General features: G+C 63.4%; 10 protein-coding genes. 4 read left to right on the top strand and 6 right to left on the bottom strand.

Annotated elements, in window-relative coordinates:
- Positions 1 to 18: 18 nt before the first annotated feature.
- The 6 genes from RALTA_RS02995 to tssH all read right to left on the bottom strand — a co-directional run bounded on the left by RALTA_RS02995 (position 19) and on the right by tssH (position 10,574).
- A complete protein-coding gene (locus RALTA_RS02995; protein WP_012351936.1) occupies positions 19 to 2,358 on the bottom strand; it encodes a T6SS effector phospholipase Tle3 domain-containing protein in 2,340 nt (779 codons plus the stop codon).
- Between the two features lie 33 nt (positions 2,359 to 2,391).
- Positions 2,392 to 4,998: a type VI secretion system Vgr family protein gene (locus tag RALTA_RS02990; protein WP_012351935.1), complete on the bottom strand. Its 2,607-nt coding sequence runs from the start codon at positions 4,996 to 4,998 to the stop codon at positions 2,392 to 2,394.
- Between the two features lie 130 nt (positions 4,999 to 5,128).
- Complete coding sequence (locus tag RALTA_RS02985; RefSeq protein ID WP_012351934.1) at positions 5,129 to 5,614, bottom strand: Hcp family type VI secretion system effector; 486 nt, start codon at positions 5,612 to 5,614, stop codon at positions 5,129 to 5,131.
- Positions 5,615 to 5,742: 128 nt separating this feature from the next.
- Positions 5,743 to 7,236, bottom strand: coding sequence for a type VI secretion system contractile sheath large subunit (gene tssC / locus RALTA_RS02980; protein WP_012351933.1), 1,494 nt, complete (start codon positions 7,234 to 7,236; stop codon positions 5,743 to 5,745).
- Positions 7,237 to 7,285: 49 nt separating this feature from the next.
- Positions 7,286 to 7,819, bottom strand: a complete 534-nt coding sequence (tssB, locus tag RALTA_RS02975) for a type VI secretion system contractile sheath small subunit (protein WP_012351932.1) — start codon at positions 7,817 to 7,819, stop codon at positions 7,286 to 7,288.
- Between the two features lie 16 nt (positions 7,820 to 7,835).
- A complete protein-coding gene (gene tssH, locus RALTA_RS02970) occupies positions 7,836 to 10,574 on the bottom strand; it encodes a type VI secretion system ATPase TssH (protein ID WP_012351931.1) in 2,739 nt (912 codons plus the stop codon).
- A 387-nt stretch (positions 10,575 to 10,961) separates the two neighbouring features.
- Between tssH and RALTA_RS02965 the strand changes: the two genes are divergently transcribed.
- Genes RALTA_RS02965 through tssG form a run of 4 tightly spaced genes read left to right on the top strand, consistent with a single transcriptional unit; the run spans position 10,962 to position 15,162 of the window.
- Entirely contained in the window at positions 10,962 to 11,720 is a 759-nt protein-coding gene (locus RALTA_RS02965) for a TagK domain-containing protein (RefSeq protein ID WP_242405245.1), read from the top strand.
- Positions 11,713 to 12,234 carry a type VI secretion system baseplate subunit TssE gene (gene tssE, locus RALTA_RS02960; RefSeq protein ID WP_012351929.1) on the top strand — a complete coding sequence of 174 codons (522 nt, stop codon included), beginning with the start codon at positions 11,713 to 11,715 and terminating at the stop codon, positions 12,232 to 12,234. The genes RALTA_RS02965 and tssE overlap by 8 nt, the downstream gene beginning before the upstream one ends.
- 4 nt (positions 12,235 to 12,238) lie before the next feature.
- Positions 12,239 to 14,119, top strand: coding sequence for a type VI secretion system baseplate subunit TssF (tssF, locus tag RALTA_RS02955; protein ID WP_012351928.1), 1,881 nt, complete (start codon positions 12,239 to 12,241; stop codon positions 14,117 to 14,119).
- A gap of 2 nt (positions 14,120 to 14,121) precedes the next feature.
- Positions 14,122 to 15,162: a type VI secretion system baseplate subunit TssG gene (gene tssG, locus RALTA_RS02950; protein ID WP_012351927.1), complete on the top strand. Its 1,041-nt coding sequence runs from the start codon at positions 14,122 to 14,124 to the stop codon at positions 15,160 to 15,162.
- Positions 15,163 to 15,178 lie beyond the last annotated feature (16 nt).

Genomic DNA, 15,178 nt, shown 5'->3' with positions numbered 1-15,178 from the left:
AGCGTCGATCAGTAGTGTTCATCGTGCCCTCCCTGCAAGATCTGCCCCGCCGAAGGCCGGGTCATGCTCGGTGGGCCGCTGACGTCTAATTTCAGAAGGCATCTGTGAAAAGCGGCTGTCCGAGCGTTCATCATCCATACCAAGCGCCCCCGGAACATCGGCCTTGTAATCCTTTTGACTCTCCAGAAAATCTCCATTGATTCGACCGGAACCGTAGTACCAACTCCATTCCTTCATTTGATCGTCTTGCGGATCACAACGTCGCCAGTCCGCCAGTCGCCGCAGCCACTTCAACTCCCTCGTCGGCATCATGCAGATCCCCACATCCACGTCATAGGCGAGCACCTTTTCGCAGTGCACCGGATTGTTCAGAATGGTCGAGTGGTTCGTGGCATTCAGGTCCACCGCGTACTTCAGGAAGTACTCGCGCTTTTCGGTATCGAACTCGCGGAATTCCGCATACTTGTCCCCCGTAAGATCCCCGCCATCCTTCATCTGCTCAATGGCCGCCTCATAGGGGTTCCCCGCCTTGCGCCGGGCCAGCTGACGCACGCTGGCATTGTGTTCATAGCGCAGCGCCGCTTCGTCGCTGTAGTCCGCCGCGCCTTGCCCGGCGCCCCGGTACTTGTCGTAAATGTCGTCGCTCCTGCCCGCCGGATTGAGCGCATCCGTGTGCGACTCCGGCCCCTGGTTGAAGATCCCTTCCACTTTGCCGGCTTTCGCGCTTTGCCCGCCATCGTCAGGCGCCCGCTTGTCAGCGTGATACAGGTGAATCGCCCGCGGTGCGATGGGCTCCTTCACCGCCGGGGCATTGATCGGCACGGTCCAGCCGTTCGGCGGATCGGCGTTCACTGGCACATAGTTGACATGCCCGAAAGTCGTCACCCGTAGCAGGCCGAAGGCAATCTCATAAATGCCACCGAGCACGGTCGCACCGAGTTTTTCTCCGAAGCTGCGCTGGTCGTCCTGCCATACCCGCGTCAGATGAAAGCGCAATGGCAATGGCTTGCGGTACCAGAATGCATTACCGTCGCCCTGGACCGGATCGACCTTCGACGGGTTGCCCTTGTCGTAATAGACGAAGTTGCTTGGCTTGGCGCCCACTTCGAATGGCATCTGGCCATACTTCCCCGGATTTCCCTGGGCCCACACACGCTGGAACAAGACCTCGGCATGATGGGCGAAGGCATAGGGGCGATCGCCGCGCGCCTTGGCCGACTCCAGCATGTCGTGATCAGTGCCGGCCAGCACCTCTTTCGACAGGCCAAGCCAACCCATGCCCTGCACGGTGCTCACTGAAATCACTTGATCGTGGGGATTGCTATAGAGAAAGACGTGCCTGCGCGTCTGACGCTCGCAGCTGTCTTGCCCGGCCGTCCAGGGATCTTCCCCCTCCCTGGGACGCCGGGTTGGCGTCAGGGCGTTGACGCAATCGTCGCTGGCATGATCAAAGGTAGAGCTACCAACGATCTCGAAGAAGCGATCCAGCGTCTTGCGCCGCGCATACACGGTGACGCGGCCCAGGTCCGTGTCGGCGTTGTACTGCCCGAAGTTATCGAAGAAATTCGGCAGCACGCTGTATGGCGGATTGGCGAGTACATAGGTGTCCGCCACGCCATCCCCGCCGAAATCGTGCTTGCCAATAAATGCCGAAGCCATGCCGATCATATTGCCTTGGCTGTGACAAACCACCGTGACCGGACACACCTTGCCATAAGCATCGATATGCTTGACCCGGACTTGGGCCACCAGCGCGGCCAGGCGCCGCGCGGCATGGGCGCCATAGTGGCGTGGAGGGCAGGCGTAGATCAGCCGGCTTGTCTCCGTATTCAGGTCCTGCGCCTGCAACCCCGCAAACAGGTCGGTGACCGTGCCGGTGGACCACAGATCCGGCAGGGCCGAGCATCCGTTGGCGAAGGGACCGCCGCCCCAGGCATTGTCCTCGTCGAGCAGGATATTCTTTCCAACCTTTTTCAGATCCGCCTTGTTCGCCGCATAGCCCCAACGGAAGCGGATCACAGGGCTTTGGTCGGCATCGGCTACAAAGTTGTCCGCATCAACGTCTCGCGACAAGTAGCCTTTGGGTGTCAGTTCCGGCAGATACTGCGCTGGCCGTAGCGCCCCCATATCGTACGTATCGCCTACGTCCCCGCGCTGCTGGCGCTGATTCAAGCCTTTGCACAGCCCCTCTTCGGCGCTGGCGAACCATTCGCCGTTCGAGTTGACCCCATGCACGAAGATGATGATGCCGGGCAATGTCTTCAGGTCGAGCTTCCGGAGCGCCTTGCTTGGGACGTGAATGTCGTCGGCGCTGGCGATCGGGTTGGCGCCTGGTCTGGTTCCTACGGGTGCATTCATATCTGATTCCGTGACAATCAATGCGAAGCAGGCTCAGTACAGCTTGGGCGCAAATATCTTTACGCTCACCGCCTCGATCAGCTCCGAAGCAGACTGCGCGGTTTCGCCAGCCGCATTGGTTACGCCTTCCACCACAGTGCCGTCTGCCTTGACGATCTGGTAGGGTGCATTGGCGACCGGCCGCTCAAGCTCGCCTGCCTTCAGCAGGAACTTCCGGCCCGCTTCACCCTGGCTAAACTGCGGCAACGGTCCGCTCAGTCTGGACGGCCCGACGATGTCGAAATCCGACGTATGCAGCACGATCCCACCAGGACCATGGATTTCAACCTTGCCTCCGCCGATGCGGATACCGGCGCCGTCCGCTGTCATCAGGCTCAGGCTCTTGCCCGCATTGAGGACGATGTTGCCGTCGGTGGCGGTCACCACCACGTTCTGCCAGGCATTCGCTTCGATGCTGGATTTCTGCGCCTGCAGAACCAGGTTGCCCTGGTGCGCGATGCCGCGCAGCTCACCGCTGTGTGCGAAGAACCCGATTCCCTGCCCCGCATTGACAACGAACTGCTGCCCTGCGGTCATTTGCTGGTTCAACCGTGAGACGGTGTCGATATGCTTGCCGGCATACGTCGTCAATATCTTGGGCGTGGCCAGTGCCATGCCCGCCGGCGCATAGGCACCAATCAACGGCCGGCCGCCCTCACCCGGTGCGTCCTTGCGGTTGTTGGCGCCAGCGTCCCACTCCCTCACGGCCCGCACGAGTTCGGCCTGCGGATCCGTATCGGCGGCCAGTCCTTCATGGGCATGGCCATAGTCGCCCAATGACTTCGCCGCCTCCAGCGCCGCCTCCATGCAGCGGATGAACTCATCGCGCGACAGGTGCCCGCCCATGGCGCCTACCTGCCCTTCGGCCGTGACGAACAACCCCTTCGCACCCCGTATGGTCCCGTGACCATCGGTGCGCAGATCAAAACCTTCACCATGCCTGTCCTTTCGCCCGGCGTGGTCCGGCACCCCGGTCAGGTAGCCCAGGTTCAGTTGCGATGCCTGGTGATCCGAGGACAGCTGCGCCTGGATCTGGTCCTGCGTGTCGTCCAACAACAGGTGGTTGTGGCGCCCGCCAAACAGCTCCTTGCTGCGGATCCCCGACAAGGCATGCTGCCCCGGCAGCGCCCACGGCGGCAGGTTGAGCTGGTTCGGCGCTCGCCCGACAATCACCGGACAGTCCGGATCGCCGTTGATGAAGGCAACAATGACCTCTTGCCCGATCCGCGGAATATGCATCGCGCCGAACTGGTCGCCCGACCAGCCGTTGACCACCCGGATCCATGGCGACGAGTTCTCGTCGTACTTCCCGTAGCGGTCCCATTCGAATTGAATGATCACGTTGCCGTGATCGTTGCACCAGATCTCCTGGTTCTTCGGGCCGGTCACCACCGCCCGCTGCACGCCGGCCACGTATGGTTTGCCGACAGTGCGCGGGGGGCGGAAGACTTCATCGGTGGGGTGGGCTTCAAAGGCAACGCGGCACGAAAACTGTTGCCCGCTACCGGATTCGCCGCCGACATCCTCCAGGTCCAGCGTCGCACCGGTCACCAGGTACTCGCGGTTCATCGCCGGGTTGCTGTGATTGCTCACCAGGTAGGTGCAGCCCGCCGCCACTCCGCGCAGCGCACCCACGCCACGTGCGCGCCGGCCGCGTGAGCGGCGTTCTTCCATGCGAATCCGCGCGCGCATTTCGCCCACCGCCGGGTCGATGTAGTCGCCCGGGTACTCGTAGCGTTCAAAATCGGCAAAGCTGGTGTCGCGCGGCTGGCTGTTGCCGGTGGTCAGGTCCGCGCGCGGTTTGCGCGGATCGTAGTCGTTCAGCGTCACCTTGCCCGTGCGCAGCCGGTTGACCGGATCGAAGCGGACCAGATGCTCCTGATCGATCTTGAAGCCACGCGGATAGAGCGGCAGCGTGCGATAGGCTTCGCTGGGAAACGCGCGGTACGCGCCCGACTCGGCGGCCAGGATCAGCCGATGGTGTCCGCCGTCATGCTCGAAGAAATATGTAATGCCATACTCTTCGGTCAGGCGCTGGATGAAATGCGCATCGGTCTCGCCATGCTGCACCTCCCAGTCGAGCTTCGGGTACACTGAGGTATCGAGGCGCTTCTCCACCGAGAACGGGTAGTCGGCAAGCACCTCGTCGAGGATCTCGATCACCGTCTTCTTCTGGAAAGGCTTGAAATCCGACGTCTGCGTCGCGAGCCACAGCCAGGGGCGCAGCGTGAACCGGTACATGCGATTCTCCGCCACGCCGCCGACATGCTCTATGTCGGAGATGACGCCGGTGATCTCGCGATGTCCAGGCCCCACCCCACCCAACAGGCCGGTGCCCATGCCATCGAGTTCGATGGTGACAGTCATCTCGCGGCCGATCATCGCATCGGGATCCGTCTCGGCAAGGTACTGTTCCGCGGCAGGCGAGACCGCGCGCAGGTCTACCTTATAGGTGAAGAGTTCACTCAATCCCTCATGGCCTGAGATCCTCACGAACTCCAGCTGAGGCTGTCCCAACAGATCGGGAATCGCCGCGCTGGAGACGCTGACGGTGCGATTCCGCCCAACGGCCAGGTTCTTCAGGTTGTTTAGCGCACTCATGAGGTCAGCTTTTTCACGGCCGCCTGGAGGCGTACCGTTGTCATCCGCATGGATTCCGCACTCGGTCAGTGCCAGACGCCTTGGCCTCGCCAGCTCCAACACTTGCAGCAAGCGAGGCCGGTCATGGCGATCAGGCTTCCTTGTTGCCCTTGATGTCGTAGCCCGCGGTCACCGCCCCGCCGCTGCCGCCCTGGGCGTTCTGCACCACATACTCCTGCTTGACCCTGGAGAACGACAGCGCCACCTGCTCGCGCATGCGCACTTCGTCATCCACCGAGCCCTTGGGGCTCACCCTGGTGACGATGACGTCGGTCATGGTGAGCTTCAGGTATTCGAGCGGATTGCCGCCTGCCTTGCGCACCACCAGCACCGCCTCGTTGATGTGCTTGCCGGTCAGGCAGTACTTCATCAGGTTGGGCGAAGCGCGATCGATGAAGTGCTCGAAGGACAGGTCCGACACGGTGGCCTTGCCGGCGCCGCCGCCGCTGCCCGCGTGCATGGTGGACTGTTGCTCGATGCTCCAGTCCCAGGCCAGCACTTCGATTTCATTCTTGTGCGAGGCATCCTGCGACTCGCCATCGATGCCGTTGATCTTCAGGAAAATGTCCTGTGCCATTGCAGAACTCCTTCACGTTAAGACGGAACTGCAGACAAGAGCCACAGCCAGTGCCGCGCCCCGATCAGGGTCAGGGGCGCGATACCTCGGCGTGGAACTACCGGTACGTTTGAACGCCTGATCAACGTTCAGGCGGCGTCCTTGACCGACGGCAGGCGCGCCACCAGGCGCAGCGAGACGGTCAGGCCCTCGAGCTGGAAGTGCGGACGCAGGAAGAACTTGGCGCTGTAGTAGCCGGGGTTGCCTTCCGTTTCCTCGACGACCACCTCGGCTGCCGCCAGCGGTCGGCGGGCCTTGGTCTCCTGCGACGAGTTGGCCGGGTCGGCATCGACGTAGTTCATGATCCATTCGTTGAGCCAGCGCTGCATGTCCTCGCGCTCCTTGAAGGCACCGATCTTGTCGCGCACGATGCACTTCAGGTAATGGGCAAAGCGAGAGCAGGCGAACAGATACGGCAGGCGTGCCGACAGGTTGGCGTTGGCGGTCGCATCGGCGTCGTAGTACTCGGCTGGCTTCTGCATCGACTGGGCACCGATGAACGCTGCGTAGTCGGTGTTCTTGCGGTGCACCAGCGAGATAAAGCCGTTCTTCGACAGTTCGGCTTCACGGCGGTCCGAGATGGCGATTTCGGTCGGGCACTTTATGTCGATGCCACCATCGTCGGTGGGGAAGGTATGGCACGGCAGGTTCTCGACCACGCCGCCGCTTTCGACGCCTCGGATCAGCGTGCACCAGCCATAGAGCTTGAAAGAGCGGTTGATGTTGACCGCCATGGCGTACGCGGCATTGCTCCAAACGTACTTGCGGTGATCCGCACCGTCGGTGTCTTCTTCGAAGTCGAATTCATCGACCGGATTGGTCTTGATGCCGTAGGGAAGACGCGACAGGAAACGCGGCATGGCGAGGCCGACATAGCGGGCGTCTTCCGAGTTGCGCAGGCTGTTCCACGGCGCATATTCCAGGTTCTGGAATATCTTGGACAGGTCGCGCGGATTGGCCAGCTCCTGCCACGAATCCATCTGCAGCACAGACGGCGAGGCGCCGGCAATGAACGGGGCATGAGCCGCCGCCGAGATCTTGGCCAGCGAGCCAAGGAGTTCGACGTCGGGCGGCGTGTGGTCGAAGTAGTAGTCGGCCACCAGGCAGCCGTATGGCTCGCCACCAAGCTGGCCGTACTCTTCTTCATAGATGCGCTTGAAGAACGGGCTCTGGTCCCAGCCGATGCCCTTGTAGCGGCGCAGGGTCCGGCGCAGGTCTTCCTTTGACACGTCCATCATGCGGATGCGCAGCTTGTCGTCGGTTTCGGTGTTCGAGACCAGGTGGTGCAGGCCGCGCCAGGCAGACTCCAGCTTCTGGAAGTCCTCATGGTGCAGGATCAGGTTGATCTGCTCGGACAGCTTTTTGTCGATGGCGCCGATGATGGCTTCGATGCTCTTGTAGGCATCATCGCTGATGGTGAACGAGCTGGCGAGCGCCTGCTCGGCCAGGGTCTTGACGGCGAGGTCGACGGCCTCGCGCGCCTGGTCGGTCTTGGGCGAGAATTCGCGGCTGATCAGCGCGGCGAAGTCGGAATGGTCAGCGCTCGCGAGCGCTTGCTGTTGTGCTTGTTGGACGGAGGCCATGGAATCCTTGCTTGATGAGGTGGTTCAGGTAGGCAAGCAGCCGATCCATTCAGGACTGCGGCGATTGAGGTTCGTCGTCACCTACCCCGGGCTTTGGCGCCTTGGCAAGCGACTGCAGCAGCGCGGGATCCTGCAGCAACTGGTTGATCAGCGACTCGGCGCCCGACTTGCCATCCATGTAGGTCTGCAGGTTGGCGAGCTGGGTGCGGGCTTCGAGCAGTTGCCTGAGTGCATCGACCTTTCCGGCTACCGCCGCGGGGGAGAAATCTTCGATGCTCTCGAATGTCATGTCGACCATGAGTTGGCCGTCGCCGGAGAGCGTATTGGGCACCGCAAACGCCACGCGCGGCTTCATGGCCTTCATGCGCTCGTCGAAGTTGTCGATATCGATCTCGAGGAACTTGCGATCGGCCACCGCCGGCAGCGGCTCGGCCGGCTTGCCCGACAAGTCGGCCAGCACGCCCATCACGAAGGGCAGCTCGATACGTTTCTCCGAGCCATAGACTTCGACGTCGTACTCGATCTGCACGCGCGGCGCGCGATTGCGCGCGATGAATTTCTGCGAACTGTTCACAACAGACATGGATCTCCCCTGCGGGTTACATGGACATGCCGGTCGGCATCAAGCCGATCCGGGCCTCGGGACACTCCGGCACAACGGCATCAAGGCCAGCGCGGTATTCGGTGTGGTAGGCAAGCCCGGCAGGCGCGCGGTCGGCAACGCGGATCCCGATGGCCGCGAGCTCGCGCTTCTCGGACAGGGCCAACAGCCACAGGCGCGCCAGTTGCGGCTGGATGACCTGCTCAATGAAGCCGATCAGCTGCCGGGCGCCGGTCTCGCCGACCGGGCAGCGCGCCACGATGAACTCGACTACCGGTTCGTCGTAAGTCAGCACAATGCCGTGCTGATGCTGCATGCGCGCCACCACGCGATCGAGATGCAGGCGCACGATGCGGCCGAGGTTGTCGGCCGTCAGCGGCAGATATGGCACGACTACCAGCCGCCCAAGGAACGCCGCCGGGAACACCTTGCGCAGCTCGGGCATCAGTGCGTCGCGCAGCGCGGCTGGCTCAGGCATCAGCGCCGGGTCTTCACAGAGGTGCGCCAGCAGTTCGGAACCGGCATTGGTGGTAAGCAGCAGGATGGTGTTTCTGAAGTCGATATGGCGCCCCTCGCCATCCTCCATGTAGCCCTTGTCGAAGACCTGGTAGAAGACTTCGTGGATATCGGCATGAGCCTTCTCGACCTCGTCGAGCAACACGACGCTGTAGGGCCGGCGGCGCACCGCTTCGGTCAGTACGCCCCCTTCGCCGTAGCCGACATAACCCGGGGGCGCGCCCTTGAGCGTCGAGACGGTGTGCGGCTCCTGGAATTCCGAGAGGTTGATGGCGATGAGGTTCTGCTCACCGCCGTAGAGGGCGTCGGCCAACGCCAGCGCCGTTTCGGTCTTGCCAACTCCCGACGGGCCTGCCAGCAGGAAGACCCCGACGGGCTTGCCGGGGTCGGCCAGTTGTGCGCGAGCGGTCGTAACGCGCTCCCCGATCTGGCTCAGCGCATGGCCTTGCCCGATCACGCGTTCGCCAAGTATCTGCGGCAACTGCATCACGGTCGTCACCTCGTCCGCGACCATGCGCCCAACGGGGATACCCGTCCAGTCGGCGACGATGGCGGCGACCACGCGTTCATCCACTTCCGTGTACACAAGCGGCGCATCCGCTTGCGCGGCATGAAGCTGGCCCTCGAGCTCAGCCAGGATTCGTTGCGCCGGTGCCGCGAGCGGCGATGCATCCGGCGCGGACTGCACCAGTGCGTGCCGGCGGGTGACCAGGTCGTTCGCCAGACCGCGCACCCGCTCCCATCGCGCCGTGGCCAAAGCCAGGTCGGCTTCGAGCTGTTCCCGCCGGGCTCGCGCCAGCCCGATACGCGCAGCGTCCGGCCGGCCCAGGCCGGATTCGCGCGCCAATAGCGTGGATTCGGCGTCGGCCGCGGCGAGTTCATGGCGCAGATGTTCGACTTCTGCCGGCGGTGCGTGCAATGACAGGCCGACGCGTGCACAGGCGGTGTCAAGCAGGCTGATCGCCTTGTCGGGCAACTGCCGCGACGGGATAAAGCGATGCGACAGCCTGACGGCGGCGCGCACCGCCTCGTCGCGGATCAGTACCCCGTGATGCGCCTCGAACGTCCGGACCAGACCCCGCACCATGGCGACCGCCCTGGCTTCGTCCGGTTCCATGACCTGCAGGACCTGGAAGCGGCGGGTAAGCGCCGGGTCCTTCTCGATGTGGCGCTTGTATTCGCTCCAGGTGGTGGCGCCGATCGTGCGCAGTACCCCACGCGCCAGCGCCGGTTTGAGCAGGTTGGCGGCATCGCCGGTGCCGGCCTGGCCACCGGCGCCAACCAGCGTGTGGACTTCATCGACGAACAGGATCACGGGCGCCGGGGATTTGGCTGCTTCCTCGAGCACGCCCTTCAAGCGCGCCTCGAACTCGCCCTTCATGCTGGCGCCCGCCAGCAGCGCACCCACGTCGAGGCTCAGCAGCCTGACGTCCTTCAGGCTGGGTGGCACCTCACCCGCGGCAACGGCCAGTGCCAGCCCCTCGATGACGGCGGTCTTGCCGACACCTGCTTCGCCGGTCAGAAGCGGGTTGTTCTGACGGCGGCGCAGCAGGATGTCCGTCATGGTGCGGATCTCATGCTCACGGCCGATCACCGGATCCAGCCGGCCCGCGCGCGCCGCCTCGGTCAGGTCGCGACAGTACCTGCCGAGGGCAGACTTGCCGGCACTGGCAGATGCCATCGCGCCACTGGCTTCACCCGGTGTGGCGGGTACCAGGCCGCTGCCGTCATAGGCCGCTTCACGGCTTTCGGGCGATTGCGCGATGAGCGCCGGTGCCATTTCCACCAGGTCATCGGGCCGCAGTTTCGCGAACTGGCTTGAGATGCCCAGCACCGTACGGCGCAACTCCGGTGTCTTCAGCAGCGCAGCGAGCAGGTAGGCGCCGCGGACGCGGTCATCGGAAAAAGCCAGCGTCGCATAGACCCAGGCCCGCTCGATCGCCGACTCGAGCTGGAACGAGAAGTCGCTGATCGAGGTGGCGCCGGCAGGCAACGCGGCCAGTGCGCGGGTCAGGTCGGCGTCCAGCACGGACAGGTCGGCGCCGGCATGGCGCAGCATCCGCTGCAGGTCGCCATCCGGGGCCTGCAGCAGCTGGTGGAGCCAATGCACAAGCTCCACGTAAGGGTTGCCGCGAAGCTTGCAAAACGCCGTCGCACTTTCGATTGCCTTGAACAGCGTGAGATTGAGCCGGCCGAATAACGCTTGGCGCGAGATATCCATTCGTTGCCTTTTCCTGGCGATTCCCGTGAATGAGAGAACCGCCGTTGCGCGGAAATTTTTATTGGTATTTTTAGGATATGTCCAAAACCATACGCCAGGCAAACCCGTCACCAGGATTCCCAGTCGCTCAGCCGGATCCGAGAAGAAGTTATAACTCTTTGATTTTAATGCGCTTATACATCGGTCGCGCGATTAACACGGCTTGCGGACGCCGACAATGACTTAACCCCGTGGCCGCAGTAAATATTACGATTTTTGACATTTCATATCTGCATGCCTCTTTTCAAAGAGAGCCGTCTATAAGGAAATCCTTAAACCCTCATCATCCATTTTTAATCTAGATTTAAAGGATTCTTAATAGGAAAATTCCGCTTAATTTTGAATGTCATGATGCGTGAATTCCGGATTATGATCGGACGCTTTCCACAGCGAATACCCTCACGTGACTGGGCGATGATCAACTGGCAGAACCGTACGACAGACATCGATGCCGTCAACGCACGGCCCGGCGGTGATAGCACTCCGCCCGGCCCTTCGGATGTACCCGGCGCGACGCAGCCAGCTGCGGCCGATCCCTACGCGCTGGTAAAGCCAGCCGGCGGCAGCGCGGTTTCGGACGTAGTTGCCGCTGACCCAGCCGACGTGCTCGACCAGCTCAGGCAGGAGGCCGAAGCGGCGCTGCGGGATCCCAACTACGTCAGCGCGCACGCCGGTTTCGCTGCGCCACGGGCAGGTCCGGTGCCGTTGCTGGCCGAAGGTGACGCAAGGCCGGTGCAAACGCTGGCGCGCGAAGCGGACCATGGCGATAGCCTGATGGACATGCTGGCCGCGACTGGCCACACGGATTTCATGGCCGGCGCCGGCACAACCCCTGAAGCTCACGAGTTCTTATCAATGCCGGCTGTACCCGACGTACTGTGGCTGTTCGCTGGCGAGATGGCTCCCGCACGTCGCCGTGGTGTCACGGCAACGCTTACCCGCCGCGAGCACCACCTGGTCTCGATGGACAGCGCCTACCGCCCCGCTCCCGCTACAGCACCCCAGCATGACGGCATCCGCCCTTGCGGCGAGACCCGGTGGACCGATGCAAAGGACGCCGCCATGCCGGATGCCGCCCCGCTCACCGTCGGCGCGCAGCATGGCTGAACACCGCCCGCCGCGCCGCCCGCATTCGCAACTGCTGCCGACGCTGCTGGACCGGCTGCGCGACGACGCGCCCCGGCGCCAGACGGAAAGCGCCGACGAGTACACCGTCACGCGCGCCCAGATGCGCGAGATCATCCAGCGCGATCTCACCTATCTGCTCAACACCACCAATCGCGAGGATGAAATCGATCGCAAGCGTTATCCCGCTGCTGCCGCATCGACCATCAACTACGGCGTGTCTCCGGTCGCCGGCAGTTATCTGGCCGAACACAAGTGGAGCGATATCGTCACCATCGTCAGGCGTGCAATCCTGGATTTCGAACCCCGGCTCATCCCCGGCTCGCTGGAAGTGAAGCCGCTCCTGAAAGAAGATGCGCCACGACGCTACAACACCCTGGTGTTCGAGATCAAAGGCCTGATCCATATGAACCCGTATCCGATGGCGTTCACTGCCCAAAGCTCGCTCGACCTGGAGACCAGCCGGATGAGTGTCCAATCTATCCACGCCAGCTGACGCCATGGATCCGCAACTGCTCGATTACTACAACCGCGAGCTCGTCTACATGCGCGAGCTGGCCGGTGAATTCGCCAGACAGCACCCGAAGGTCGCAAGACGGCTGGGCATGCAGGGCATCGAGGTGGCCGACCCCTACGTGGAGCGCCTGATCGAGGCATTCTGCTTCCTGTCGGCGCGGACCGAGATCAAGCTTGACGCAGAGTTCCCGCGCTTCACGCAGCGTCTGCTGGAGGTGATCTACCCCAACTATGTGGCGCCGACGCCATCGATTGCGGTCGCGCAATTCCATCCCAGCCGCGGCGAAGGCGATTTTGCCCATGGCGTGGAGGTTCCGCGCGGCACGGAGGTCAACGCGGCGGCGGCGCCTGGAGAGAAGACGGCCTGCCAGTTCAGGACCACGCAGCCGTTGATACTGTGGCCGCTTGAGATCACCGAAGCGCGGCTCACCGGCATTCCGCCCGATGTACGGGGTCCGGAGCGCTATGTGCCCGCCCATGTGACAGTCCAGGGTGCCCTGCGCTTGCGCCTGCGCTGTACGCGAGACGCCACCTTCGATCAACTGCCCGGCCTGGACCACCTGCCGGTCTATCTGCGCGGCGACGACCTGATCGCCTCACAACTGTTCGAACTGTTGCACAGCGCCGGTGTGGCGACGCTGATCGGCGAGCCCGGGACCATGAGCGAGCGCCCCTGCGCGGTGACGCAGGATGCTGTCAGTTACGTGGGAATGGGACCGGGCGAAGGCGCGCTGCCCTTGCAGTGGAACAGCTTCCACGGGCACAACCTGTTGCATGAGTACTTCGCTTGCCCGCAACGCTTCTATTTCTTCGGCCTCAACCAGCTTGCTGAGGGCCTGAGCCGGATCCGCGGCAAGGAAGCCGAGATCGTCGTGCTGCTGTCGAAGCCGCCCGGGGATCTGACCAGCAAGGTCGACCGCGACCAATTCGCGCTGTATTGCACACCGGTGGTCAATCTGTTTCCGAAGCGCACCGATCGCATCGAGGTCACGCCGGGGCGCGCCGAATTTCATCTGGTTGCCGACCGCCAGCATCCGCTGGACTACGAAATCTATGCCGTCAGGCAGCTTTCGGGCCAGAAGTCCCAGCACAGTGCCGGCCTGGACTTCCAGCCGCTCTTTGCCACGCTGAACAGTGACGAGGGCAATCACGGCCGGTACTTTTCCGTGCGGCGCGAGCGTCGGCTGATCTCTGAGCAGGCACGCAAGTACGGCACGCGCACGGCATACGTCGGCACCGAGCTGTTCGTATCCCTGGTGGACCAGCATGAGGCGCCTTACCCGGATGCCTTGCGCTATCTTTCGGTGGAGTCGCTGGTCACCAATCGCGACTTGCCCAATCTGGTACCGCGCAATGGCCGGCACGACCTGACCCCGGCGGCTTCCATCCCCGTGGACGGCATCGGTCTGATCCGGCCGCCGTCGGCACCCCGGCCACCGTACGCCGACGGCGAAATGGCCTGGCGCCTGATACGGTTGCTGGGCTTCAACTACTTGTCCCTGACCGACCTGGAGCACCGCTCGGGCGGCCAAGGCCTGCGCGACATGCTGCGGCTGTTCGTAGCGAACGACGATCTCACGCACCAGGGGCAGATTCGGAGCCTGATCGGCGCGAACGTGAAGCCGGTCATGCGTCGGCTACCCGGCAATGGCCCGTTGATCTATGGCCGCGGTATCCAGTGCCAGCTCACCGTGGACGAAGGCGGCTTCTCCGGCATCAGCCCGTACCTGTTCGGCGTAGTGCTGGAGCATTGGCTGGCGCGCCACGTCTCGGTCAATGTCTTCACCCAAACCGAACTGCACTCCATGCAACGCGGCCTGGTGCATCGTTGGCCCGTGCGCATGGGCGGCCGCGGCGCCGTGTAGCCATGTTTGAGAACAACCGCGACGATGCGCCGCCCGGGCCCGTGACGACCGCCGCACCGGGACACTATGCCGGCCAGGCACCCTGGAAGCTGAGCTTTCTGGGGCTCCTGCGACATCTGTCCGCCACGCACCCCGCATTGCCCCCGATCGGCCTGGCCAGCCTGCCACGCGACGAGCCCTTCCGGGCTGGCCAGCAGGCCGCGCTCACCTTCGCGCCTCGCGAGATCGCACGCATGGAGATGGTGTCCGGGCGGTTCCAGGTGCAGTTGTTTGGCCTGGGCATGCTGGGGCCCAACGGGCCGCTGCCGATCCACCTGACGGAAATCGTACGCGAGCGCAGCGAGGCCCACCGGGACAGTGCCACCGCAGACTTTCTTGACCTGTTTCACCATCGCGCCTTCATTCAGTTCTATCGGGCATGGGCAGGCGCGCAGGCCGCCGCTGGCCTCGACCGGCGCGACGATGAGGTGTTCTCCCGCTATATCGGCTGGCTGGCGGGCAATGAAACCGAAGACATCGCGCACAGCGCGCTGCCCCCTCACGCCCGGCTCGCTGCGAGCGCACACCACGTGCGCGAAGCGCGCAACCCCGACGGCATTGCGGCCACGCTCTCCCACTTTTTCGGGGTGCCGGTCAGGCTTGAAGAGTACGTATTGCACTGGATCGCCGTCGATCCGGCCGAGCACTGCCGCCTGGGGCACGCGGGCACCGCAGGCGTGATGGGACTGGGCGCCATGCTGGGCGAAATGGTGCCGGACCGCCAGCACAAGTTCCGCCTGGTAATCGGGCCGCTCGGGCTGCAACAGTACCTGAACTTTACGCCCGACGGCAGGGATCTTCCGACGCTCATCGAATGGGTGCGCGCCTTCGTTGGTTTCGAGTTCGTCTGGGACGCCGAGCTGCAGGTAATGCCGGACGCGGCGCCCCCCGCGGTGCTGGGCTCGCAGGAGCGCCTTGGCTGGTCCACGTGGCTGGGCGAACCGGATCGCGACCGCGCCATCACCGGGATGGTATTCGAGCCCGAACACTACGCAACACGATGACCAGAAACACCAGAGC

The sequence above is a fragment of the Cupriavidus taiwanensis LMG 19424 genome (assembly GCF_000069785.1).
Lineage (GTDB): Bacteria > Pseudomonadota > Gammaproteobacteria > Burkholderiales > Burkholderiaceae > Cupriavidus > Cupriavidus taiwanensis.
The sequence above is the reverse complement of the archived record's forward strand: the minus strand, read 5'-3'. Positions and strand labels throughout refer to the sequence as shown.

Coding starts and splice junctions, on each gene's coding strand:
- RALTA_RS02995 (WP_012351936.1), bottom strand. CDS start 2,358: ATGAATGCACCCGTAGGAACCAGACCAGGCGCCAACCCGATCGCCAGC.
- RALTA_RS02990 (WP_012351935.1), bottom strand. CDS start 4,998: ATGAGTGCGCTAAACAACCTGAAGAACCTGGCCGTTGGGCGGAATCGC.
- RALTA_RS02985 (WP_012351934.1), bottom strand. CDS start 5,614: ATGGCACAGGACATTTTCCTGAAGATCAACGGCATCGATGGCGAGTCG.
- tssC (WP_012351933.1), bottom strand. CDS start 7,236: ATGGCCTCCGTCCAACAAGCACAACAGCAAGCGCTCGCGAGCGCTGAC.
- tssB (WP_012351932.1), bottom strand. CDS start 7,819: ATGTCTGTTGTGAACAGTTCGCAGAAATTCATCGCGCGCAATCGCGCG.
- tssH (WP_012351931.1), bottom strand. CDS start 10,574: ATGGATATCTCGCGCCAAGCGTTATTCGGCCGGCTCAATCTCACGCTG.
- RALTA_RS02965 (WP_242405245.1), top strand. CDS start 10,962: ATGATGCGTGAATTCCGGATTATGATCGGACGCTTTCCACAGCGAATA.
- tssE (WP_012351929.1), top strand. CDS start 11,713: ATGGCTGAACACCGCCCGCCGCGCCGCCCGCATTCGCAACTGCTGCCG.
- tssF (WP_012351928.1), top strand. CDS start 12,239: ATGGATCCGCAACTGCTCGATTACTACAACCGCGAGCTCGTCTACATG.
- tssG (WP_012351927.1), top strand. CDS start 14,122: ATGTTTGAGAACAACCGCGACGATGCGCCGCCCGGGCCCGTGACGACC.